Here is a 21288-nt window from a genome sequence, read left to right as displayed (position 1 = left end):
GGCCCGGAGTGACACCGCGTTGCTCATTAACGCGTTGCTCATTAAACGGCACGGCAAAACCCCGCCGATTAAGGGGTTGCTGCCGTTCATGTTAGACTGGTGAGCAATTGTTATTGTGGCAGTGGATGAGTGCGCCGATTTAGGTTTGAACAACTTCAGGTTGAAGAACCGAATCAGAGCGACGTTTCCGGGTTGCAGGGTTCCTGTGCAACAGATGCCACATTTTTGCATGCCTATGGACAATAACCCTTCGGGAACATCCCCAAGCGTGTGAAGCGACTATTGAAGGCTTCGCCTCGGCTGCTCTGGAGACTACTTCAAAGCTCGGGCGGCGGGGCATGGCAACAAGAGAGCGGCCGGAAACGTCCGCTCCGGATAAAACGGAGAACACGAAAGTGCCTACGATTAACCAGCTGGTCCGGAAGGGCCGCTCGCCGAAGGTCTCTAAGACCAAGGCTCCTGCGCTTAAGGGCAGCCCGATGCGCCGCGGCGTCTGCACCCGCGTTTACACCACCACGCCGAAGAAGCCGAACTCGGCTCTGCGTAAGGTGGCACGTGTGCGCCTCGCCGGTGGCATTGAAGTTACCGCCTACATCCCGGGTGTTGGCCACAACCTCCAGGAGCACTCCATCGTGCTCGTTCGTGGTGGTCGTGTGAAGGACCTTCCGGGTGTCCGTTACAAGATCGTCCGTGGCGCCCTCGATACCCAGGGTGTCAAGAACCGCAAGCAGGCGCGCAGCCGCTACGGCGCAAAGATGGAGAAGAAGTAATATGCCTCGCAAGGGTCCGGCCCCGAAGCGGCCGCTCGTTTCAGATCCCGTCTACGGCTCCCCGTTGGTCACCCAGCTGATCAACAAGGTCCTGGTTGACGGCAAGAAGTCCACCGCTGAGCGCATCGTTTACGGTGCCCTCGAAGGTGCACGCGCCAAGACCGGTGGCGACCCCGTTGCCGCCCTCAAGAAGGCCATGGACAACGTCAAGCCTTCCCTCGAGGTTCGCTCCCGCCGTGTCGGTGGCGCAACCTACCAGGTTCCGGTTGAGGTCAAGCCGGGACGTTCCACCGCCCTCGCACTGCGCTGGCTGGTCGGCTACTCGAAGGCCCGCCGCGAGAAGACGATGACCGAGCGCCTCCAGAACGAAATCCTGGATGCCTCCAACGGTCTCGGTGCCGCTGTGAAGCGTCGCGAAGACACCCACAAGATGGCCGAGTCCAACAAGGCCTTCGCACACTACCGCTGGTAATACTTCCCGGTCGCCGCCGGCTCATGGAGCCGGCGGCGAACGTGCAGTCCATCCGAAAGGGAGACCCCGTGGCACAGGACGTGCTTACCGACCTCAACAAGGTCCGCAACATCGGCATCATGGCACACATCGATGCCGGCAAGACCACCACCACCGAGCGCATTCTGTTCTACACAGGTGTGAACCACAAGATCGGCGAAACCCACGACGGCGCTTCGACGACCGACTGGATGGAACAGGAAAAGGAACGCGGCATCACTATCACGTCTGCCGCCGTGACCTGTTTCTGGAACAAGAACCAGATCAACATCATCGACACCCCGGGTCACGTGGACTTTACCGTTGAGGTTGAGCGCTCCCTGCGCGTCCTCGACGGTGCCGTCGCCGTGTTCGACGGCAAGGAAGGCGTGGAGCCGCAGTCTGAGACTGTGTGGCGCCAGGCTGACAAGTACAACGTTCCGCGTATCTGCTTCGTCAACAAGATGGACAAGCTCGGTGCTGACTTCTACTTCACCGTAGACACCATCATCTCCCGCCTCGGAGCCAAGCCGCTGGTCATGCAGTTGCCGATCGGTTCCGAGAACGACTTCGTCGGCGTCGTCGACCTCCTCGAAATGCGCGCCCTGGTCTGGCCCGGCGACGCTAAGGGTGACGTCACCATGGGTGCTTCCTACGAGGTCCAGGAGATCCCCGCCGACCTCAAGGAGAAGGCCGAGGAGTACCGCGCACAGCTCGTTGAGACTGTTGCCGAGGCTTCCGAGGAGTTCATGGAGAAGTACCTCGAAGGTGAAGAGCTCACCCTCGAGGAGCTCAAGGCCGGCATCCGCAAGATGACCATCAACTCCGAGCTTTACCCCGTGTTCTGTGGCTCTGCCTTCAAGAACCGCGGTGTACAGCCGATGCTTGACGCCGTTGTGGACTACCTGCCGAACCCGCTGGACGTCCCCGCCATGATCGGTCACGATCCCCGCGACGAAGAGAAGGAACTGACCCGCAAGCCCAGTGCTGAGGAGCCGTTCTCCGCTCTCGCCTTCAAGGTTGCAACGCACCCGTTCTTCGGTACGCTCACCTTCATCCGTGTGTACTCCGGACAGGTTTCCGCCGGCACCCAGGTTGTCAACTCCACCAAGGGCAAGAAGGAGCGCATCGGCAAGCTGTTCCAGATGCACGCCAACAAGGAAATGCCTGTTGACGACGCAACTGCCGGCCACATCTACGCCGCCATTGGCCTGAAGGACACCACCACGGGTGACACCCTGTGCGATCCGGCCCACCAGATCGTGCTGGAGTCCATGAGCTTCCCCGAGCCCGTGATCTCCGTCGCAATCGAACCGAAGACCAAGGGTGACCAGGAGAAGCTCTCCACGGCCATCCAGAAGCTCTCCGCTGAGGACCCCACCTTCCAGGTGTCCCTTAACGAAGAGACCGGCCAGACCGTCATCGCGGGTATGGGTGAACTTCACCTGGACATCCTCGTTGACCGTATGCGCCGCGAATTCAAGGTCGAGGCAAACGTCGGCAAGCCGCAGGTTGCCTACCGCGAAACCATCAAGCGAGCTGTGGAGAAGGTCGACTACACCCACAAGAAGCAGACTGGTGGTTCCGGTCAGTTCGCAAAGGTCCAGGTCTCCTTCGAGCCCCTGGAAACCACGGACGGCACCTTCTACGAGTTCGAGAACAAGGTCACCGGTGGCCGTATTCCGCGTGAATACATCCCTTCCGTTGACGCTGGTATCCAGGACGCCATGCAGTTCGGCATCCTGGCCGGCTACCCGATGGTCGGCGTCAAGGCAAGCCTCATTGACGGCGCCTACCACGACGTTGACTCTTCTGAAATGGCGTTCAAGATCGCCGGCTCCCAGGTGTTCAAGGAAGGTGCCCGCAAGGCCAACCCTGTTCTCCTTGAGCCGCTGATGGCCGTTGAGGTCCGCACCCCTGAGGAATACATGGGTGACGTTATCGGCGACCTGAACTCCCGCCGTGGCATGATCCAATCGATGGAGGATGCCGCTGGCGTGAAGGTCGTCAAGGCGAACGTGCCGCTGTCCGAGATGTTCGGTTACATCGGCGACCTGCGGTCGAAGACCCAGGGCCGCGCTGTGTACTCGATGACCTTCGAGAGCTACGCGGAGGTCCCGAAGGCAGTAGCCGACGAGATCATCCAGAAGACCCGCGGCGAGTAATTCTCCCTCGGAAAAACCTGAGTGCATTTCCGGTATCGGGAAAGCATTCTGTGCAGGGGCAGGGCAGCGGTTGAGGCCGCTCCCCGTCCCCTGTACGACCAGGCTCTAGGGACTACTATTGGTTCCTGAATCTGCAATTTCATCAAAACCAAGCCCCCAAGTAGACTTACTGGAGTTTCTGCCGCGACAAGCGCGGTCGAAGGGTAAGTCATTTGAAAACGTTCTAGGAGGAACCTGTGGCAAAGGCAAAGTTCGAGCGGACTAAGCCGCACGTCAACATCGGCACCATTGGTCACGTTGACCACGGTAAGACGACGCTGACGGCCGCCATTTCCAAGGTGCTGTACGACAAGTACCCCACTCTCAACGAGAAGCGTGACTTCGCGTCCATCGACTCTGCTCCCGAAGAGCGTCAGCGCGGTATTACCATCAACATCTCCCACGTGGAGTACCAGACTGAGAAGCGCCACTACGCACACGTAGACGCTCCGGGTCACGCTGACTACATCAAGAACATGATCACCGGTGCTGCCCAGATGGACGGCGCAATCCTGGTGGTTGCCGCAACTGACGGCCCGATGGCCCAGACCCGCGAGCACGTTCTGCTCGCCCGCCAGGTTGGTGTCCCCTACCTGCTGGTCGCGCTGAACAAGGCTGACATGGTTGAGGACGAGGAACTCCTCGACCTCGTCGAAATGGAAGTTCGCGAGCTCCTGAGCTCGCAGGGCTTCGATGGCGACAACGCCCCGGTCATCCGCGTTTCGGGCCTCAAGGCCCTGGAAGGCGACGCTGAGTGGGTCAAGTCCATCGAGGAACTGATGGAAGCTGTCGACGAGTCCGTTCCGGACCCCGTACGTGACCGCGACAAGCCGTTCCTGATGCCGATCGAGGACGTCTTCACCATCACCGGCCGTGGAACCGTTGTTACGGGCCGCGCCGAGCGTGGCACCCTCGCCATCAACTCTGAGGTTGAGATCGTCGGTATCCGCCCGATCCAGAAGACCACCGTTACCGGTATCGAGATGTTCCACAAGCAGCTCGACGAAGCTTGGGCTGGCGAGAACTGTGGCCTGCTGCTTCGCGGTCTGAAGCGCGACGACGTCGAGCGTGGCCAGGTTGTTGTCAAGCCGGGTTCCATCACCCCGCACACCGACTTCGAGGCTAACGTCTACATCCTGTCCAAGGACGAAGGCGGCCGTCACAACCCGTTCTACTCGAACTACCGCCCGCAGTTCTATTTCCGTACCACGGACGTCACCGGCGTTATCACGCTGCCGGAAGGCACCGAAATGGTTATGCCTGGCGACAACACTGAGATGAGCGTTGAGCTCATCCAGCCGATCGCTATGGAAGAGGGCCTCGGCTTCGCAATCCGTGAAGGTGGCCGCACCGTTGGTTCGGGACGTGTTACCAAGATCGTCAAGTAGCACCTGCTTGTAGATCGGGAGGCTAATGGCCGCATGTCGGCTGCAGCTATCCACAGAAGAACCCCATCGCTGCGGTGGGGTTCTTCTTTTTTTGCCGAGGAAGCGCTGTCGATCGTTCTTGAAAGTGCCTGATACTGTTGCTTTCGACGAAAGGAGCAAAGCAGATGGAGTTCCTGATTTTCCTGACCATTGTCGCGGCTGGAGTGGGTGCGGTCGTGTGGGGCAGAAAGTACTTCCGCCACGAGATCGATCGCGCCAAGCGGATCAACCGGGCAAACAAGAACAAGTGATTTAGCAGGGTGACGCGTCAGTGCCGGCGCGCCTTTGCCAGGGCCTGATACCAGTAGAACGACTTTTTGGGTGTCCGCTCCAGGGTGTCGAAGTCCACGTGGACCAGGCCGAAGCGCTGGGAGTACCCGGCGGCCCATTCGAAGTTGTCCATGAGCGTCCAGACGTAGTAGCCGAGGAGTTCGACGTCGTGTGCCAGGCCGCCCGGGGCCGTGGCCCGAAGCGCCTGTTCAAGGTGCGAAGCGAGGTAGTCGATCCGGTTTGAGTCGTGCAGTGGTCCGGAGACATGGCCGGGCTCGGGGAAGCTGGCCCCGCTCTCAGTGATATGGATCGGTGGCAGTGCGTCGCCATAGCGGTCCTTCAGTTCCCGCAGGAGGATCCCCAGGTGCTCCGGTGCCACAGGCCAGCCGAAGCCGGTGGATTCGTACTCCGGGAACGCCGCCAAATGGAACGGCAGCCGAGCCATGATCGACGCCTGGCCACTGGGAGCGTCGCCCTCTCCGCTGCCGGACGCGACCTTAATCGGGTAGTAGTAGTTGAGGCCGTAGAAGTCCAGCGGCTGATGGATCGTCTGGAGGTCCGAATCGGGTACGTTTCCTAACGCACGGAACCATGGTTTCACCTGTACTGGGGGCTTCGGGTAGCGGCCCAGCAGGATGGGATCCGCATAGACGCGGTTGAGGATCAGATCGAAGGCCTGCCCCATAAGCCCGTCCATGAACCTGTTGCTGGCGGGGCGTACGGGGGAGTGCAAATTGGAAACCCCGACGGCGCCCGTCACTCCGGCGGCCCTGAGGGCCTGGACAGCAAGGCCGTGGCCGAGCAGTTGGTGGTGTGCTGCGGGAAGTGCGTCGAAGAGCAGGCGATGGCCGGGCGCATGAACGCCAAGCGCATAGCCCTGCAGCGCCACCGAAACCGGCTCATTCAACGTGACCCAGTGGGTCACCCTGTCGCCAAAACGGTCCCCCACAGCTGCCGCATACCCGGCAAACCGTTCCGCCGTAGGTCGCCTCAGCCAGCCGCCGTCGTGCTCAAGCGGAAGGGGTGTATCCCAATGGAACAGCGTCACCATCGGCGAGATGCCGGCCGCCAGGAGCTTGTCGATCAGCTGGTCATAGAAGTCCAGCCCCTGGGAATTGATGGTGCCCTTGCCGTCGGGCTGGATCCGCGGCCACGACAGTGAGAAGCGGTACGAGTCCACGCCCAGTTCCCGCATAAGGGCGATGTCTTCGTCGGTCCGATTGTAATGGTCGCAGGCGACGGCGGGGGAGTCGCCGTCGACGATCGCCCCGGGCTTCTCCGCGAAGGCGTCCCAACTGGAGGGACCGCGGCCATCTGCGGCCAGCGCCCCCTCGATTTGGAAGGCTGCGGCTGCGACGCCGAGGGTGAAGCCGGGTCGGAGACGGCGGGCCAGATCCTCCGCGGCGGACGCAGACTGGAGAGTCATGCTCCTATCCTCCAGTCGCTGCAGGACGATGGCAACGGCCTGGCGACAAGCCGATTCGCTTCTGGGCACAATATCCGGCATACTAGATGAGTTGTTCAAGCGCTTCTTCGCGTCCCGATCCGGATAATGCCGGGTGTCAGGGTCCAAGCTGGAGCCCAAACATAACCCAGCCCCAAGGAAATGCGGATCCGTGCGTGTGCGAAGCGCGACACGCCCGACCGCGGGGGTCGGTTACGTCGACAGGTTGAGGAACCCGGGATCATCCGGATTCAGCTTGTGCGGCGGGTGGTAGTCCTACTTCAAATGCCTCGGCAGCCACATGCAACACGTAAGTGAACAGGGCAGCCCTAATCAAGGGAAGCACAGACTGAAAGAGAGTCAGGCGACATGGCGGGACAAAAAATCCGCATCCGGCTGAAGTCATATGACCACGAGGTCATTGATGTTTCAGCGCGGAAGATCGTTGAGACGGTCACGCGCGCAGGCGCAACGGTAGTGGGCCCCGTGCCGCTGCCGACGGAGAAGAACGTGTACTGCGTTATCCGCTCTCCCCACAAGTACAAGGACAGCCGTGAGCACTTCGAAATGCGTACTCACAAGCGTCTGATCGACATCATCGACCCCACGCCCAAGGCTGTTGACTCGCTCATGCGTCTCGACCTGCCGGCAGACGTGAACATCGAAATCAAGCTTTAGGGAGGTGCTGAGAGACTATGACCGCAACCCGTAACGTAAAGGGCCTGCTGGGCACGAAGCTCGGCATGACCCAGGTCTGGGACGAGAACAACAAGCTCATTCCTGTCACCGTCGTCCAGGCTGACTCCAACGTCGTCACCCAGCTGCGCAACGCTGAGGCTGATGGCTATGTGGCCGTTCAGATCGGCTACGGCCAGATCGACCCCCGCAAGGTCACCAAGCCGCTGGCTGGTCACTTTGAGAAGGCAGGCGTCACTCCTCGCCGCCACGTCGTCGAACTGCGCACTGCAGACGCCGCATCCTACGAGCTGGGCCAGGAACTCTCTGTAGAGCTCTTCGAAGCCGGCCAGAAGATCGACGTCGTCGGCACCACCAAGGGTAAGGGCTTCGCCGGTGTTATGAAGCGTCACGGCTTCTCCGGTGTTGGTGCCTCCCACGGTGCCCACAAGAACCACCGTAAGCCTGGCTCCATCGGTGGCGCATCCACCCCGAGCCGCGTCTTCAAGGGTCTGAAAATGGCCGGCCGCATGGGCGCTGAGCGTCACACCACGCTGAACCTCACCGTTCACGCTGTTGACGTCGAGAAGTCGCTGCTCCTTATCAAGGGTGCCGTTCCCGGCGCCCGCGGCTCGGTCGTACTCGTACGCAACGCCGTGAAGGGAGCCTAGTTCAATGGCTAACACCGTCCAGGTTGACCTGCCTGCAGAGATTTTCGACGTCCAGACCAACGTGCCGCTGCTGCACCAGGTCGTCGTCGCACAGCTTGCTGCTGCACGCCAGGGTACCCACAAGACCAAGACCCGCGCCGAAGTTTCCGGTGCCGGCCGCAAGCCGTTCAAGCAGAAGGGCACCGGCCGCGCCCGTCAGGGTTCCATCCGTGCTCCTCACATGACCGGTGGTGGCGTTGTCCACGGCCCGACACCGCGTGACTACAGCCAGCGGACCCCCAAGAAGATGAAGGCCGCCGCCCTCCGCGGTGCCCTGTCTGACCGCGCCCGCAACGGCCGCATCCACGTTGTCGCCGAACTGGTTGCCGGCTCCAAGCCGTCCGCCAAGGAAGCACTTGCAACGCTGCGCGGAGTCTCCGAGCGCAAGAACCTGCTCGTTGTCATCGAGCGCGCCAACGATGTTGCAGCACTGTCCGTGCGCAACCTCGCAGATATTCACGTTCTGTACGCAGACCAGCTGAACACCTACGACGTGCTGATTTCGGACGACGTGGTCTTCACCAAGGCTGCTTTCGAAGCGTTCGTCGCTGACAAGGCTAAGAACGAGGAGGATGCCAAGTGAGTGCAGCCACCATCAAAGACCCGCGCGACGTCGTGCTTGCACCCGTCGTTTCGGAAAAGAGCTACGGCCTGATCGACGAGGGCAAGTACACCTTCCTGGTGGACCCCCGCTCGAACAAGACCGAGATCAAGCTGGCCGTGGAGAAGATCTTCTCCGTCAAGGTCGAATCGATCAACACCATCAACCGTGCCGGTAAGCGCAAGCGCACCAAGTTCGGATGGGGACAGCGCAAGAGCACCAAGCGTGCGATTGTCACCCTGAAGGAAGGCACTATCGACATCTTCGGCGGTCCGCTCGCGTAGCGGAGACCACTTTAACGAGGAAATGAATAATGGGAATCCGTAATTACAAGCCGACTACCCCGGGCCGTCGTGGCTCGAGCGTAGCCGACTTCACCGAAATCACGCGGTCGACTCCGGAAAAGTCTCTGCTGCGTCCGCTGCACAAGACCGGCGGCCGTAACAACACCGGTAAGATCACCACCCGTCACAAGGGTGGTGGCCACAAGCGCCAGTACCGTCTGATCGACTTCCGTCGTCACGACAAGGACGGCGTGAACGCCCGCGTTGCCGAAATCGAGTACGATCCGAACCGCACGGCTCGCATCGCCCTCCTGCACTACGTTGATGGCACCAAGCGTTACATCATCGCCCCGAACAAGCTGTCCCAGGGTGACTTCGTTGAGGCTGGCCCCAACGCTGACATCAAGCCGGGCAACAACCTGCCGCTGCGCAACATCCCCGTCGGTACCGTTATCCACGCAGTTGAACTGCGTCCGGGTGGCGGCGCCAAGATGGCCCGTTCCGCAGGTGCTTCGGTTCAGCTCGTCGCAAAGGAAGGCCGTTTCGCCCAGCTGCGCCTGCCCTCCGGTGAAGTCCGCAACGTCGATGTGCGCTGCCGCGCAACCGTCGGCGAGGTCGGCAACGCCGAGCAGTCGAACATCAACTGGGGCAAGGCCGGCCGTATGCGCTGGAAGGGCGTTCGCCCGACCGTCCGCGGTGTCGCCATGAACCCGGTCGACCACCCGCACGGTGGTGGTGAAGGCAAGACCTCCGGTGGACGTCACCCGGTCAACCCCAACGGCAAGGCCGAGGGCCGCACCCGCCGACCCAACAAAGAGAGCGACAAGCTTATTGTTCGTCGCCGTCGTACTGGCAAGAACAAGCGATAGGAGCCTGGACACATGCCACGCAGCCTGAAAAAAGGTCCTTTCGTTGACCAGCACCTCTTTGTGAAGGTCGCCAGGGAAAACGAAAAGGGCACCAAGAACGTCATCAAGACCTGGTCCCGCCGTTCGATGATCATCCCCGACATGCTCGGTCACACGATCGCCGTTCACGACGGACGCAAGCACATTCCGGTGTTTGTCACTGAGTCGATGGTCGGGCACAAGCTCGGCGAATTCGCTCCCACGCGGACATTCCGCGGCCATGTCAAGGACGACCGTAAGGGCAAGCGCCGCTAGGCGCTCGTTCTACGGCATAGACGAGAGAAGGAAAGCAATGGAAGCCAAGGCTATTGCGCGTCACATCCGCGTAACGCCTATGAAGGCCCGGCGCGTCGTCAACCTTGTTCGTGGTAAGCAAGCGAATGAGGCTCTGGCAATTCTGAAGTTTGCCCAGCAGGCAGCTTCGGAGCCGGTATTCAAGGTAGTTCAGTCGGCAATGGCCAACGCCCGCGTTCTCGCAGACCGCGACGGCGTTGCCTTTGACGAGGGAGACCTCATCATCAGCGAAGCATTCGTTGATGAAGGCCCGACCATGAAGCGGTTCCAGCCGCGTGCCCAGGGCCGCGCCTACCGCATCAAGAAGCGGACCAGCCACATCACCGTGGTAGTCGCTACCCCGGAGAAAGAGGAGGCTCGCTAAGTGGGACAGAAAGTAAACCCGCACGGGTTCCGACTCGGCATTACCACCGATCACGTTTCGCACTGGTTTGCTGACAGCAACAAGCCCGGACAGCGCTACAAGGACTACGTTCGCGAGGACGTCAAGATCCGCCAGCTCATGTCCACCGGCATGGAGCGCGCCGGCATCGCCAAGGTCGAGATCGAGCGCACCCGTGACCGCGTCCGCGTGGACATCCACACGGCACGTCCGGGTATCGTTATCGGCCGCCGCGGCGCCGAGGCAGACCGCATCCGCGGCGAGCTCGAAAAGCTGACCGGCAAGCAGGTCCAGCTGAACATCCTCGAGGTCAAGAACCCCGAGATGGAAGCACAGCTGGTAGCCCAGGGCATCGCAGAGCAGCTGACTTCCCGCGTGGCTTTCCGCCGCGCGATGAAGAAGGCCATGCAGTCCGCACAGCGTGCGGGTGCCAAGGGTATCCGTGTTGCTTGCTCGGGTCGACTGGGTGGCGCAGAAATGTCCCGCTCGGAGTTCTACCGCGAAGGCCGTGTGCCCCTGCACACCCTCCGCGCGAACATCGACTACGGCTTCTACGAGGCCAAGACCACCTTCGGCCGTATCGGCGTGAAGGTCTGGATCTACAAGGGTGACGTCACCTCCAAGGAACTGGCTCAGCAGCAGGCTGCTGCTCCGTCCCGTGGCCGCGGTGCCGGCGACCGTCCGGGCCGCCCGGGTGGAGCCGACCGTGGTGACCGCCGCCGTCGTACCGACCGTCCGGCCGCTGAAGCAGCACCCGCTGCTGCTGAGGCTCCGGCAGCTGAAGCTGCTGCTCCCGCAGCAGAAGGAGGAGAGGCTTAAATGCTTATCCCACGTCGAGTCAAGCACCGTAAGCAGCACCACCCGGGTCGTTCCGGCGCTGCTACGGGTGGCACCAAGGTCACTTTCGGTGAGTACGGTATCCAGGCCCTGAGCCCGGCATACGTGACGAACCGTCAGATCGAATCCGCCCGTATTGCAATGACCCGCCACATCAAGCGTGGCGGTAAGGTCTGGATCAACATCTACCCGGACCGTCCGCTGACCAAGAAGCCTGCCGAAACCCGCATGGGTTCCGGTAAGGGTTCGCCGGAGTGGTGGGTTGCAAACGTCAAGCCGGGCCGGGTTCTCTTCGAACTCTCCGGTGTCAATGAAGAGGTAGCTCGCGAGGCACTGCGCCTGGCGATCCACAAGCTGCCGTTGAAGGCACGCATTGTGCGTCGCGAAGGTGGTGAATAGAAATGGCAGTAGGGTCGAAGGATCTCGCACCCGCACAGCTGGACACTTTCGACAACGAGCGTCTCGTTGAAGAACTCCGCAAGTCCAAGGAAGAGCTGTTCAACCTGCGTTTCCAGTCCGCCACCGGCCAGCTGGAGAACCACGGTCGCCTGCGCGCGGTAAAGAAGGACATCGCACGCATCTACACCGTTCTCCGTGAGCGCGAGCTGGGCATTCGTGCCGAGGTTGCCGCACCGGTTGTGGAAGCCAAGGAAGAGAAGAAGTCCAAGAAGGCAGAAGCCAAGGCCGAACCGGCCGAGACTGAGGCTGGAGAGGACGCCAAGTGAGCGAACAGAAGGAATCCAAGGTGACCGAAACTGTGTCTGCAGTAGAGGCCGGCGCTAAGCAGCGTGGTTACCGTAAGACGCGTCGCGGCTACGTGGTCTCGGACAAGATGGAAAAGACCATCGTTGTCCAGGTTGAAGACCGCGTGAAGCACGCACTTTACGGCAAGGTCATTCGCCGCACCTCCAAGGTCAAGGCTCACGACGAGCAGAACACCGCCGGCATCGGCGACCTCGTTCTGATCGCCGAGACCCGCCCGCTGTCCGCCACCAAGAACTGGCGGCTCGTGGAGATCATCGAGAAGGCCAAGTAGCATCTGCTGCCAGCTATCGGAAACCCCCGCTCCTTTCGGAGCGGGGGTTTCCTGCTTTCCCTCACGCCGTCGTCCGTGGTATGGGGGAGCGGGCAAAACATGCTAGGATATTGAGTTTGTATGGCGCCTTATGTGTGCCGTCAACCACCTCGTAAACAATCGTGCCACGGCATACTGCCCCGCGCCGGTTTCCCCGGCAAGGGAAGCTGATGTTTTTGGCACGGGCGTTTAGGCCTGCACTGGCAAAATCCAGGCAGGTCGAGAGACACCCCGATCAACCGTTCCGCAAGGCTCATTCCGTATGCATGTTTTCGGTCTGAGAACCAGCGCGACGCAAGGAGTAAAAATTGATTCAGCAGGAGTCGCGACTGAAGGTCGCCGACAACACGGGTGCTAAGGAAATCCTTACCATTCGCGTTCTCGGTGGATCCGGCCGTCGTTACGCAGGCATTGGCGACGTCATCGTCGCAACCGTCAAGGATGCAATCCCGGGCGGCAACGTAAAGAAGGGCGACGTCGTCAAGGCTGTCGTCGTCCGTACCAAGAAGGAACGCCGTCGTGCGGATGGTTCCTACATCAAGTTTGACGAGAACGCAGCTGTGATCCTGAAGAACGACGGTGACCCCCGCGGTACCCGTATCTTCGGCCCGGTTGGCCGTGAACTCCGTGACAAGAAGTTCATGAAGATCGTTTCGTTGGCCCCGGAGGTGCTTTAGTCCATGGCTAAGATCAAGAAGGGTGACCTCGTTCAGGTCATCACCGGCGCCAAGCAGGAACGCGGCGGCGACCGCGGCAAGCAGGGCAAGGTTCTTCGCGTTTTCCCGGACGCCAACCGCGTGTTGGTTGAGGGTATCAACCGCGTTACCAAGCACACCAAGGTCGGTCAGTCGCAGCGCGGCACCAAGACCGGCGGCATTGAGGTCGTTGAGGCCCCGATCCACCTCTCCAACGTTGCTTTGGTTGACCCGTCGACCAAGAAGCCGACCCGCGTCGGTTTCCGCCTCGACACCGTTGAGAAGGACGGCGTCCAGAAGACCGTCCGCGTCCGTGTGTCCAAGGCCACCGGGAAGGACATCTGATGACTGAGACTCTCGAGACTCCAGTGAAGATCGTTCCGCGTCTGAAGACGAAGTACGCAGAGACCATCAAGAAGTCCCTGCAGGACGAGTTCAACTACGAGAACGTGAACCAGGTTCCCCGCCTGGTCAAGGTTGTTGTGAACATGGGTGTTGGAGATGCCGCCAAGGACTCCAAGCTGATCGACGGCGCCGTCCGCGACCTCACCCAGATCACCGGCCAGAAGCCGCAGGTAACCAAGGCCCGCAAGTCGATCGCACAGTTCAAGCTGCGTGAAGGCATGCCGATCGGTGCACACGCTACCCTGCGTGGCGACCGTATGTGGGAATTCGTGGACCGTCTGGTCACGCTGGCACTGCCGCGTATCCGTGACTTCCGCGGCCTCAACGGCAAGCAGTTCGATGGCAACGGCAACTACACCTTCGGTCTGACCGAGCAGGTTATGTTCCACGAGATCGACCAGGACAAGATCGACCGCGTTCGCGGTATGGACATCACGGTCGTCACCACTGCCAAGACCGACGACGAAGGCCGCGCGCTGCTCAAGGCGCTTGGTTTCCCGTTCAAGACCGAAAACTAACTACGTAAAAGGTCCAGTTCCAGGTCTCACCGGCTTGCCGGTGAGGAGCCCGGAACGGGAAACCGTTACGAGGAAGGGCTAGAGCCCAAATGACTATGACAGATCCTGTCGCAGACATGCTTACTCGTCTGCGCAACGCAAACTCGGCATACCACGACTCCGTGACCATGCCGTACAGCAAGCTCAAGGCGCGCGTCGCTGACATCCTGAAGGCAGAAGGCTACATCGCCAGCTGGAAGGAAGAGGACGCCGAGGTCGGCAAGAAGCTGACCATCGAGCTGAAGTTCGGTCCGAACCGCGAGCGTTCCATCGCTGGCGTCCGCCGTATCTCCAAGCCGGGTCTCCGCGTTTACGCGAAGTCCACTAACCTGCCTCACGTGCTGGGTGGCCTGGGTATCGCAATCCTGTCCACCTCTTCCGGCCTCCTGACTGATAAGCAGGCCGGCAAGAAGGGCGTGGGCGGCGAAGTCCTCGCGTACGTCTGGTAACGGGAAAGGAAGAGAATAATGTCACGTATTGGACGTCTCCCCATCACCGTTCCCGCCGGCGTTGAGGTCAAGCTCGACGGCTCCGTCGTCAGCGTCAAGGGTTCCAAGGGCGAGCTGAGCCACACTGTTGCCAGCCCGATCGAGGTCTCTCTTGAAGAGAGCACCCTCAGCGTTACCCGCCCGAACGACGAGCGCACTTCGCGTTCGCTCCACGGCCTGACCCGCACCCTGATCTCGAACATGATCGAGGGCGTGACCAAGGGCTACGAGAAGAAGCTCGAGATCGTCGGTACCGGTTACCGTGTCCAGGCCAAGGGCTCGGACCTGGAGTTCGCTCTGGGCTACAGCCACCCGGTCAACGTAACCGCACCGGAAGGCATCACCTTTGCCGTTGAGGGCCCCACCAAGCTCTCCGTCTCCGGCATTGACAAGCAGCAGGTCGGCGAGGTTGCAGCCAACATTCGCAAGCTGCGCAAGCCCGACCCGTACAAGGGCAAGGGCATCCGTTACGCCGGCGAAGTCATCCGCCGCAAGGTCGGAAAGGCTGGTAAGTAATCATGGCCATCGCCATTAACAAGAAGCGTTCGAACAAGAGCAAGTCGGCTGCCCGCAGCCGTCGCCAGCTTCGCATCCGCAAGCGCATCGTCGGTACGGCTGTACGTCCTCGCCTGGTCGTCAACCGTTCGGCACGCCACGTATTCGTCCAGGTTGTCGATGACAGCAAGGGCGTAACCGTGGCCTACGCTTCCACCCTGGAAGCGGACCTGCGCGCACTGGACGGCGACAAGACCGCCAAGGCCAAGCGCGTTGGTGAACTGGTCGCCGAGCGTGCCAAGGCTGCCGGCATCGAAGCTGTTGTCTTCGACCGCGGTGGTAACAAGTACCACGGCCGCATCGCCGCCGTCGCTGACGGTGCTCGCGAAGGTGGGCTGGCACTGTGACCGTTGAGAATAACGAAAAGGACATTCAGGTGACTGAAGCTGCAGCTGCTGAAGCAACTGAGACCGCTGCCACCGACGACCGCCGCGGCGGACGTCGCGGCGAGCGGGGCGAGCGCGGCCAGGGCCGCGGTGACCGTGGTGGCCGTGGTGGCCGCGACGGCGGTCGTGACGCCGAGAAGAGCCAGTTCGTCGAGCGCGTTGTATCCATCAACCGCGTCGCCAAGGTGGTCAAGGGTGGTCGTCGCTTCAGCTTCACCGCACTGGTCGTCGTCGGTGACGGCAACGGTCTGGTCGGCGTGGGCTACGGCAAGGCAAAGGAAGTTCCCGCAGCTATCGCAAAGGGCGTTGAAGAAGCCAAGAAGTCCTTCTTCCGTGTTCCCCGCGTTGGCAACAGCATCCCGCACCGTGTGCAGGGTGAGGCCGCAGCAGGCGTTGTCATGCTGCGCCCGGCTTCCCCCGGTACCGGTGTTATCGCCGGTGGTCCGGTCCGCGCCGTACTGGAGTGCGTCGGTATCCACGACGTCCTCTCCAAGTCGCTCGGTTCCTCCAACGCCATCAACATCGTCCACGCGACTGTTGACGCACTGAAGCGGCTGGAAGAGCCCGTTTCCGTGGCAGCCCGCCGTGGCCTGCCGCTGGACGAGATTGCTCCGATTGCCCTGGTGCGCGCACTCCAGAACCAGAAGGCAGGTGTGTAAGTCATGGCCAAGAACCTGACTCCCTCCGACGCCACGTTGGAGATCACCCAGATTAAGGGCGTCATCGGCGCCAAGCAGAACCAGCGCGAGACCCTTCGGTCCCTCGGCCTGAAGCGCATCGGACACACCGTTGTCCGTACCGCCGACGCCGTGACCGTGGGCATGCTCAACACGGTTCCGCACCTCGTGAAGGTAGAGGAGGCGAACTAATGGCAGAGAACAAGACCGAGTCCAAGGGCGAGCAGGCTGAGAAGCAGAACGCCCTGAAGGTCCACCACCTGCGTCCCGCCCAGGGTGCCAAGACCACCAAGACCCGTGTTGGTCGTGGTGAAGGCTCCAAGGGTAAGACCGCCGGTCGCGGTACCAAGGGTACGAAGGCCCGCTACCAGGTGAAGGCTGGCTTTGCCGGCGGCCAGCTGCCGCTGCACATGCGCCTGCCGAAGCTGCGCGGCTTCAAGAACCCGTTCCGGGTTGAGTTCCAGGTTGTGAACCTGGACAGGCTCAACGAGCTCTACCCGGAAGGTGGCGCTGTCAGCGTCGAATCCCTGGTTGAGAAGGGCGCCGTTCGCAAGAACCAGCCCGTCAAGGTGCTGGGCACCGGCGACATCACCGTCAAGGTTGACGTCACCGCCCACGCATTCTCGGCCAGTGCCGCAGAGAAGATCGCAGCCGCAGGCGGTAGCACCACTGCCCTTTAGGGGCAGCGGGCTCTGACCTGTTGCACGAAAAGCTCCCGGTGCGGGGGGACCTATGGTCTTCCGCACCGGGAGTTTTTCGCATCCGCCGGGCGTTTTATTCCAGCCGCCCGGCGCGCGGGGCGCCGCCGTCGATTGTTCGCTTGGCGCATCCAACCGTTAGACTCGGATGTCGGGTGTAAACAGCCCAAAAAACACCCATTCACTTTTTCACTCAGGAGGACGCTTGCTTAGCGCGTTTGGCCGTGCGTTTCGGACGCCTGATCTGCGGCGCAAGTTGTTGTTCACGCTGGGAATCATCACCATCTTCCGCTTGGGAGCCTTCATCCCCTCGCCTGGTGTGAATTACCAGAACGTCCAGCAATGCTTGCGTAGTGGCAGTACTCAAGAGGGCCTGTACCAGCTGGTGAACCTGTTCAGCGGCGGTGCCCTGTTGCAGGTGTCTATTTTCGCCCTGGGTATCATGCCGTACATCACGGCCAGCATCATCGTGCAGCTGCTCCGCGTGGTCATTCCGCGGTTCCAGCAGCTCTACGAAGAGGGCGCCTCGGGGCAGTCCAAGCTGACACAGTACACCCGGTATCTCACCATCGCACTGGGCCTCCTGAACGCGACTACCCTTGTGTCCCTGGCAAGGTCCGGCCAGTTGTTGCCCAACTGCCAGCTGGCCATCATTCCGGACACTAGCGTCATCACCACCATCCTGATCATCATCACGCTGACGGCCGGTACCGGCCTCATCATGTGGATGGGTGAACTCGTGACCGAAAAGGGTGTGGGCAACGGCATGTCCCTGCTCATCTTCACCTCGATCGCCGCAGGCTTCCCGACCTCCCTGGGTGCCATCTGGACCTCCAGGGGCCCGGGAACCTTCTTCACAGTACTGGCGATCGGCCTCGTTACGGTTGCGCTCGTTGTGTTCGTCGAGCAGTCGCAGCGTCGCATCCCGGTGCAGTACGCCAAGCGCATGATCGGCCGGCGGACCGTGGGCGGCACCAGCACCTACATTCCCATCAAGGTGAACATGGCCGGCGTCGTTCCCGTCATCTTCGCTTCCTCGATGCTGTACCTCCCGGCGCTGATTTCCCAGTTCAACCAGCCGCGCGCGGGGGAGCCGCTGCAGCCGTGGGTCGAGTGGATCAACAACAACCTCACCCGTGGCGACCACCCCATCTACATGGCGCTCTACTTCGCCATGATTGTTTTCTTCACCTACTTCTATGTCGCGATCACCTTCAACCCTGAAGAGGTCTCGGACAACATGAAGAAGTACGGAGGGTTTATTCCGGGCATCCGGGCGGGTAAACCGACCGCGGACTACCTGCAGTATGTGCTTTCCAGGATCACCCTGCCTGGAGCCCTCTACCTGGGCTTCGTGGCGTTGATCCCGCTGGTCGCGCTCGTCCTGATCAACGCCAACCAGAACTTCCCGTTCGGTGGGACGTCAATCCTGATCATGGTCGGCGTCGGGCTGGAAACCGTCAAGCAGATCGATGCGCAGCTACAACAACGTCACTACGAAGGGCTTTTGCGATGACGAGAATGTTGATCATTGGACCCCCGGGCTCGGGTAAAGGAACCCAGGCCGAGCGGATTTCCGAACGCCTGGGCGTAGTCGCCATCTCCACCGGCGATATTTTCCGTGCCAACGTCAAGGGTGAGACGCCTCTTGGCATTGAAGCCAAGAAGTACATGGACGCCGGCGACTTCGTCCCGGACAGCGTCACCAACAACATGGTGCGGGACCGCCTCAGTGAGGAGGACGTCGAAAGGGGCTTCCTCCTGGACGGCTACCCTCGCACCACCGCACAGGTGGAGTACCTGGACCAGATCCTCGCCGCCGACGACGAGAAGCTCGACGTCGTGCTGCAGCTGACCGCCGATGACGAGGAACTCGTCGCCCGGCTCCTCGGCCGTGCGAAGGAAACGGGGCGCTCTGACGACAACGAAGCCGTCATCCGCCACCGCCTGGACCTGTACCACGAGCAGACCGAAGCAGTTGTGGCGAAGTATGCCGAGCGCGGCATCCTCACCCAGGTCGATGGCATCGGAGCCATCGACGAGGTTACCGAGCGTGTACTCAAGGCCATTGAAGCCAGGCAGACTGTCTAGGCAGCCGGCACTGCAACGAGGCTCCTCCCGGTCCACCGGGAGGAGCCTTCGCCGTTTGATCATTCGAACGGCGTAAGAAACCGCCGCCGCCGCGGCACCACGAGAGGAACCAGATGGCGTTCGGCCAGCCCAGGATCGAATACAAGAACAATGCCCAGATGCGCAAGATGCACGAGGCTGGACTGGTGCTGAACCGTGCCCTGGATACCGCCGTCAGTGCGGCTGCTCCTGGCGTGACCACACGGGAGCTCGACGCCGTGTTTGCTGGCGTGCTGAATGAGGCGGGGGCCAAGTCCAACTTCCTGGGCTACCACGGCTTCCCGGCGACAATCTGCACCTCGGTCAATGAAGAGGTTGTCCACGGCATCCCCGGGGACAAGGTCCTCCAGGACGGGGACATCATTTCCATCGACGGCGGTGCCATCGTGGATGGCTGGCACTCGGATTCCGCCCGTACCGTGATCGTGGGCACGGCAAACCCCGAGGACCAGAGGCTTTCCGACGTCACCAAGGCGGCCATGTGGCACGGTATCGCAGCCCTTGCCAAGGGCAAGTTCGTGGGCGACATCGGCAACGCAATCGACGACTACGTCTCCTCCGTTCCCGGCAAGAAGCTCGGCATCCTCGAGGACTACGTGGGGCACGGCATCGGTTCGGAGATGCACATGGCCCCCGACGTCCTGAATTACCGGACCAACCACCGCGGCCCGAAGATCCGTCCGGGCCTCTGCCTGGCCATCGAACCGATGCTGGTTCTCGGGAGCATCGAGACCACCGTCCTGGAAGACGACTGGACGGTGGTGACCACGGACGGCAAGCGCTCCTGCCAGTGGGAGCATTCGGTCGCCGTCCACGAAAAGGGTATCTGGGTGCTGTCCGCCCCCGACGGCGGGGCAGCGGAGCTGGCGCCTCTCGGCGTCGTACCCGTTCCCATTCCGTAGCACGTCGAGGAGACGCGCCTCTGGCCCAGCGATACGCAGAATCCCTGGAGACACCGGAATCCCGATGTCTCCAGGGATTCTGCGTGTCCTGGAATGTAGTCCGTGTCCTGAGGGTGCCTGCGCAGGCACAATGTACGCATGGGATCGATCACTGATGTGCCAGGCATCCGGGTTGGGCACGCGCAGAAGTCCGACGACGGCTGGCTGAGCGGGGTGTCGGTGGTCCTGCCACCCCCCGGCACGGTTGGCTCCGTCGACGTCCGCGGGGGAGGGCCTGGGACACACGAAACCGACGCCCTCGACCCCACCACGCTGGTTCCAACGGTCGACGCCGTCGTACTCACCGGAGGCAGCGCCTACGGCCTGCTCACGGCACACGGAGTCCAGCGCTGGTGCGAGGAACAGGGGCGGGGTTTTCCCGTCACGGGCGGCGTGGTGCCGATCGTCCCAGCCGCCGCCATCTTCGACCTCGGACGCGGAGGAGACTTTGCGGCCCGTCCTGATGAGGCGATGGGCTATGCAGCCGCCGTCGCCGCCGCCGATCAGCCGGAAGGGCACGACGTCGATCGCGGCAACGTAGGGGCCGGCACCGGAGCGCTCATAGGACGGGGCCAGTTCAAAGGGGGAGTGGGCACAGCCTCCATCTTCCTGGACACAGTTTCGAAAGAGGGCCCAGTGATCATCGGAGCCCTCGCCGTCGTCAATGCCCTGGGGTTTCCTGTGTTTGATGGGCGCCCTGCGGAACAGCTCGAAGGCAGCGAGTCCAAGTTGCCAGTGAGTGCGAAACCCGGCAGCGCGCGTCTAAGCTGGGCCCACGACGGCGGGGTTCCCTCTCCGAGCTTGCGAGGTGAGGGGGCCGTTGGGGAGGAACGACCGAGCGCGCCGAGGGTTTCAGACGAACCGGCAGCGCCGGGAGCAGCGCCGGACCTGAACACAACGCTCGTCGTCATCGCCACCAATGCTGTACTGGATGTTGCTGAGTGCAAACGGACGGCAAGCGCGGCCCACGCCGGGATCGCCCGGGCCCTGAATCCCTCCCACACGCTCGCCGACGGCGACACGATCTTCGCGCTGGCGACGGGCGCCGTCGTCCTTGATCGCAGCAGCAACCAGGCACGCCAGGTGAGCCTCATCACGCTGCAAAGCGCGGCGGCCGAGGCCGTCGAGGCCGCGATTCGAAACGGTATCGCCGCAGCTGTGAGCGTCACAACGCCTGCCGGGGAGTTTCCCGCCTTCAACAGCCCGACAGGCGACAGGGTGTGACTTCCCTCGACCCCGTGCGTTAGCATGAGCGGATTTAACTTTCTCGCCTAAGTGGCGTAGTGTTGTCTGTTGGTTGTCTGCCCTGCCACGCCCATTTAACCGATCTTCAAATCGGTGGGCGTTCCGACGGAGCGCTGCGACCAAACAAACAAAAAACGTCC

Annotated in this window: 30 protein-coding genes; 29 read left to right on the top strand and 1 reads right to left on the bottom strand. The window is 61.7% G+C overall.

Features of this window, described 5'->3' with window-relative positions:
• The first annotated feature begins 395 nt into the window (after positions 1-395).
• The 5 genes from rpsL to J7E82_RS21035 all read left to right on the top strand — a co-directional run bounded on the left by rpsL (position 396) and on the right by J7E82_RS21035 (position 5142).
• Entirely contained in the window at positions 396-770 is a 375-nt protein-coding gene (gene rpsL / locus J7E82_RS13010; RefSeq protein WP_214863271.1) for a 30S ribosomal protein S12, read from the top strand.
• Position 771: 1 nt separating this feature from the next.
• A complete protein-coding gene (rpsG, locus tag J7E82_RS13005) occupies positions 772-1242 on the top strand; it encodes a 30S ribosomal protein S7 (RefSeq protein ID WP_214863269.1) in 471 nt (156 codons plus the stop codon).
• Positions 1243-1310: 68 nt separating this feature from the next.
• Complete coding sequence (fusA, locus tag J7E82_RS13000; protein WP_214863267.1) at positions 1311-3425, top strand: elongation factor G; 2115 nt, start codon at positions 1311-1313, stop codon at positions 3423-3425.
• A gap of 236 nt (positions 3426-3661) precedes the next feature.
• The gene (tuf, locus tag J7E82_RS12995; protein ID WP_214863265.1) at positions 3662-4852 is read left to right on the top strand and encodes an elongation factor Tu; all 1191 of its coding nucleotides are present in this window, start codon (positions 3662-3664) and stop codon (positions 4850-4852) included.
• A gap of 164 nt (positions 4853-5016) precedes the next feature.
• On the top strand, positions 5017-5142 hold the full coding sequence (locus tag J7E82_RS21035; RefSeq protein WP_285289730.1) for a hypothetical protein: 126 nt from the start codon (positions 5017-5019) through the stop codon (positions 5140-5142).
• 17 nt (positions 5143-5159) lie between these two features.
• Here J7E82_RS21035 and J7E82_RS12990 read toward each other — a convergent pair whose 3' ends face one another.
• Entirely contained in the window at positions 5160-6587 is a 1428-nt protein-coding gene (locus J7E82_RS12990) for a GH1 family beta-glucosidase (RefSeq protein WP_214863263.1), read from the bottom strand.
• A 387-nt stretch (positions 6588-6974) separates the two neighbouring features.
• Here J7E82_RS12990 and rpsJ point away from each other — a divergent pair, with 387 nt between their 5' ends.
• The 24 genes from rpsJ (at position 6975) to J7E82_RS12870 (ending at position 21127) form a co-directional block, all read left to right on the top strand.
• Positions 6975-7283, top strand: a complete 309-nt coding sequence (gene rpsJ, locus J7E82_RS12985; RefSeq protein ID WP_003803825.1) for a 30S ribosomal protein S10 — start codon at positions 6975-6977, stop codon at positions 7281-7283.
• 17 nt (positions 7284-7300) lie between these two features.
• A complete protein-coding gene (rplC, locus tag J7E82_RS12980) occupies positions 7301-7951 on the top strand; it encodes a 50S ribosomal protein L3 (RefSeq protein WP_214863262.1) in 651 nt (216 codons plus the stop codon).
• 4 nt (positions 7952-7955) lie between these two features.
• Positions 7956-8573, top strand: a complete 618-nt coding sequence (gene rplD / locus J7E82_RS12975) for a 50S ribosomal protein L4 (protein ID WP_214863260.1) — start codon at positions 7956-7958, stop codon at positions 8571-8573.
• Positions 8570-8875, top strand: coding sequence for a 50S ribosomal protein L23 (gene rplW, locus J7E82_RS12970; protein ID WP_214863258.1), 306 nt, complete (start codon positions 8570-8572; stop codon positions 8873-8875). The genes rplD and rplW overlap by 4 nt, the downstream gene beginning before the upstream one ends.
• A 29-nt stretch (positions 8876-8904) precedes the next feature.
• Entirely contained in the window at positions 8905-9744 is an 840-nt protein-coding gene (rplB, locus tag J7E82_RS12965) for a 50S ribosomal protein L2 (RefSeq protein ID WP_214863256.1), read from the top strand.
• Between the two features lie 12 nt (positions 9745-9756).
• On the top strand, positions 9757-10038 hold the full coding sequence (gene rpsS, locus J7E82_RS12960) for a 30S ribosomal protein S19 (RefSeq protein WP_003803803.1): 282 nt from the start codon (positions 9757-9759) through the stop codon (positions 10036-10038).
• Positions 10039-10075: 37 nt separating this feature from the next.
• Positions 10076-10441 carry a 50S ribosomal protein L22 gene (rplV, locus tag J7E82_RS12955; protein WP_214863254.1) on the top strand — a complete coding sequence of 122 codons (366 nt, stop codon included), beginning with the start codon at positions 10076-10078 and terminating at the stop codon, positions 10439-10441.
• A complete protein-coding gene (gene rpsC, locus J7E82_RS12950) occupies positions 10442-11278 on the top strand; it encodes a 30S ribosomal protein S3 (protein WP_214863252.1) in 837 nt (278 codons plus the stop codon).
• On the top strand, positions 11279-11695 hold the full coding sequence (gene rplP, locus J7E82_RS12945) for a 50S ribosomal protein L16 (protein WP_021472412.1): 417 nt from the start codon (positions 11279-11281) through the stop codon (positions 11693-11695).
• A 2-nt stretch (positions 11696-11697) separates the two neighbouring features.
• Complete coding sequence (gene rpmC / locus J7E82_RS12940) at positions 11698-12021, top strand: 50S ribosomal protein L29 (protein ID WP_214863250.1); 324 nt, start codon at positions 11698-11700, stop codon at positions 12019-12021.
• Between the two features lie 20 nt (positions 12022-12041).
• Positions 12042-12332: a 30S ribosomal protein S17 gene (rpsQ, locus tag J7E82_RS12935; protein WP_214863453.1), complete on the top strand. Its 291-nt coding sequence runs from the start codon at positions 12042-12044 to the stop codon at positions 12330-12332.
• A gap of 347 nt (positions 12333-12679) precedes the next feature.
• Positions 12680-13048 (top strand): 50S ribosomal protein L14, encoded by a 369-nt coding sequence (gene rplN, locus J7E82_RS12930; RefSeq protein ID WP_043119386.1) that lies wholly within the window; start codon positions 12680-12682, stop codon positions 13046-13048.
• 3 nt (positions 13049-13051) lie between these two features.
• Positions 13052-13411 carry a 50S ribosomal protein L24 gene (rplX, locus tag J7E82_RS12925; RefSeq protein WP_214863248.1) on the top strand — a complete coding sequence of 120 codons (360 nt, stop codon included), beginning with the start codon at positions 13052-13054 and terminating at the stop codon, positions 13409-13411.
• Positions 13411-13989: a 50S ribosomal protein L5 gene (gene rplE / locus J7E82_RS12920; protein WP_214863241.1), complete on the top strand. Its 579-nt coding sequence runs from the start codon at positions 13411-13413 to the stop codon at positions 13987-13989. Before rplX ends, rplE begins: the two co-directional genes overlap by 1 nt.
• A gap of 89 nt (positions 13990-14078) precedes the next feature.
• Entirely contained in the window at positions 14079-14477 is a 399-nt protein-coding gene (gene rpsH, locus J7E82_RS12915; RefSeq protein ID WP_214863240.1) for a 30S ribosomal protein S8, read from the top strand.
• Positions 14478-14495: 18 nt separating this feature from the next.
• On the top strand, positions 14496-15032 hold the full coding sequence (gene rplF, locus J7E82_RS12910; RefSeq protein WP_214863238.1) for a 50S ribosomal protein L6: 537 nt from the start codon (positions 14496-14498) through the stop codon (positions 15030-15032).
• A 2-nt stretch (positions 15033-15034) separates the two neighbouring features.
• Positions 15035-15418 (top strand): 50S ribosomal protein L18, encoded by a 384-nt coding sequence (rplR, locus tag J7E82_RS12905; RefSeq protein ID WP_214863236.1) that lies wholly within the window; start codon positions 15035-15037, stop codon positions 15416-15418.
• Between the two features lie 29 nt (positions 15419-15447).
• Positions 15448-16116 carry a 30S ribosomal protein S5 gene (rpsE, locus tag J7E82_RS12900; RefSeq protein WP_214863234.1) on the top strand — a complete coding sequence of 223 codons (669 nt, stop codon included), beginning with the start codon at positions 15448-15450 and terminating at the stop codon, positions 16114-16116.
• 3 nt (positions 16117-16119) lie between these two features.
• Positions 16120-16326, top strand: a complete 207-nt coding sequence (gene rpmD, locus J7E82_RS12895; protein ID WP_214863232.1) for a 50S ribosomal protein L30 — start codon at positions 16120-16122, stop codon at positions 16324-16326.
• Complete coding sequence (gene rplO / locus J7E82_RS12890) at positions 16326-16814, top strand: 50S ribosomal protein L15 (protein ID WP_214863230.1); 489 nt, start codon at positions 16326-16328, stop codon at positions 16812-16814. The genes rpmD and rplO overlap by 1 nt, the downstream gene beginning before the upstream one ends.
• Positions 16815-17037: 223 nt before the next feature.
• The gene (gene secY / locus J7E82_RS12885; protein ID WP_214863228.1) at positions 17038-18348 is read left to right on the top strand and encodes a preprotein translocase subunit SecY; all 1311 of its coding nucleotides are present in this window, start codon (positions 17038-17040) and stop codon (positions 18346-18348) included.
• A 5-nt stretch (positions 18349-18353) separates the two neighbouring features.
• Positions 18354-18923: an adenylate kinase gene (locus J7E82_RS12880; protein ID WP_214863226.1), complete on the top strand. Its 570-nt coding sequence runs from the start codon at positions 18354-18356 to the stop codon at positions 18921-18923.
• 113 nt (positions 18924-19036) lie between these two features.
• Positions 19037-19864, top strand: coding sequence for a type I methionyl aminopeptidase (gene map / locus J7E82_RS12875; RefSeq protein WP_214863224.1), 828 nt, complete (start codon positions 19037-19039; stop codon positions 19862-19864).
• Positions 19865-20002: 138 nt separating this feature from the next.
• Entirely contained in the window at positions 20003-21127 is a 1125-nt protein-coding gene (locus J7E82_RS12870) for a P1 family peptidase (RefSeq protein WP_214863222.1), read from the top strand.
• The last annotated feature ends 161 nt before the right edge of the window (positions 21128-21288 follow it).

The sequence above is a fragment of the Arthrobacter sp. ISL-30 genome, assembly GCF_018613855.1.
Classification (GTDB): domain Bacteria; phylum Actinomycetota; class Actinomycetes; order Actinomycetales; family Micrococcaceae; genus Arthrobacter.
The sequence above is the reverse complement of the archived record's forward strand: the minus strand, read 5'-3'. Positions and strand labels throughout refer to the sequence as shown.

Coding starts and splice junctions, on each gene's coding strand:
- rplO (WP_214863230.1), top strand. CDS start 16,326: ATGGCAGAGAACAAGACCGAGTCCAAGGGCGAGCAGGCTGAGAAGCAG.
- rplE (WP_214863241.1), top strand. CDS start 13,411: ATGACTGAGACTCTCGAGACTCCAGTGAAGATCGTTCCGCGTCTGAAG.
- map (WP_214863224.1), top strand. CDS start 19,037: ATGGCGTTCGGCCAGCCCAGGATCGAATACAAGAACAATGCCCAGATG.
- rplC (WP_214863262.1), top strand. CDS start 7,301: ATGACCGCAACCCGTAACGTAAAGGGCCTGCTGGGCACGAAGCTCGGC.
- rpsS (WP_003803803.1), top strand. CDS start 9,757: ATGCCACGCAGCCTGAAAAAAGGTCCTTTCGTTGACCAGCACCTCTTT.
- rplR (WP_214863236.1), top strand. CDS start 15,035: ATGGCCATCGCCATTAACAAGAAGCGTTCGAACAAGAGCAAGTCGGCT.
- rpsH (WP_214863240.1), top strand. CDS start 14,079: ATGACTATGACAGATCCTGTCGCAGACATGCTTACTCGTCTGCGCAAC.
- rpmD (WP_214863232.1), top strand. CDS start 16,120: ATGGCCAAGAACCTGACTCCCTCCGACGCCACGTTGGAGATCACCCAG.
- rpsG (WP_214863269.1), top strand. CDS start 772: ATGCCTCGCAAGGGTCCGGCCCCGAAGCGGCCGCTCGTTTCAGATCCC.
- rplB (WP_214863256.1), top strand. CDS start 8,905: ATGGGAATCCGTAATTACAAGCCGACTACCCCGGGCCGTCGTGGCTCG.
- rpsJ (WP_003803825.1), top strand. CDS start 6,975: ATGGCGGGACAAAAAATCCGCATCCGGCTGAAGTCATATGACCACGAG.
- rplP (WP_021472412.1), top strand. CDS start 11,279: ATGCTTATCCCACGTCGAGTCAAGCACCGTAAGCAGCACCACCCGGGT.
- rplV (WP_214863254.1), top strand. CDS start 10,076: ATGGAAGCCAAGGCTATTGCGCGTCACATCCGCGTAACGCCTATGAAG.
- J7E82_RS12880 (WP_214863226.1), top strand. CDS start 18,354: ATGTTGATCATTGGACCCCCGGGCTCGGGTAAAGGAACCCAGGCCGAG.
- J7E82_RS12870 (WP_214863222.1), top strand. CDS start 20,003: ATGGGATCGATCACTGATGTGCCAGGCATCCGGGTTGGGCACGCGCAG.
- J7E82_RS12990 (WP_214863263.1), bottom strand. CDS start 6,587: ATGACTCTCCAGTCTGCGTCCGCCGCGGAGGATCTGGCCCGCCGTCTC.
- J7E82_RS21035 (WP_285289730.1), top strand. CDS start 5,017: ATGGAGTTCCTGATTTTCCTGACCATTGTCGCGGCTGGAGTGGGTGCG.
- rplX (WP_214863248.1), top strand. CDS start 13,052: ATGGCTAAGATCAAGAAGGGTGACCTCGTTCAGGTCATCACCGGCGCC.
- rplD (WP_214863260.1), top strand. CDS start 7,956: ATGGCTAACACCGTCCAGGTTGACCTGCCTGCAGAGATTTTCGACGTC.
- rplF (WP_214863238.1), top strand. CDS start 14,496: ATGTCACGTATTGGACGTCTCCCCATCACCGTTCCCGCCGGCGTTGAG.
- rpmC (WP_214863250.1), top strand. CDS start 11,698: ATGGCAGTAGGGTCGAAGGATCTCGCACCCGCACAGCTGGACACTTTC.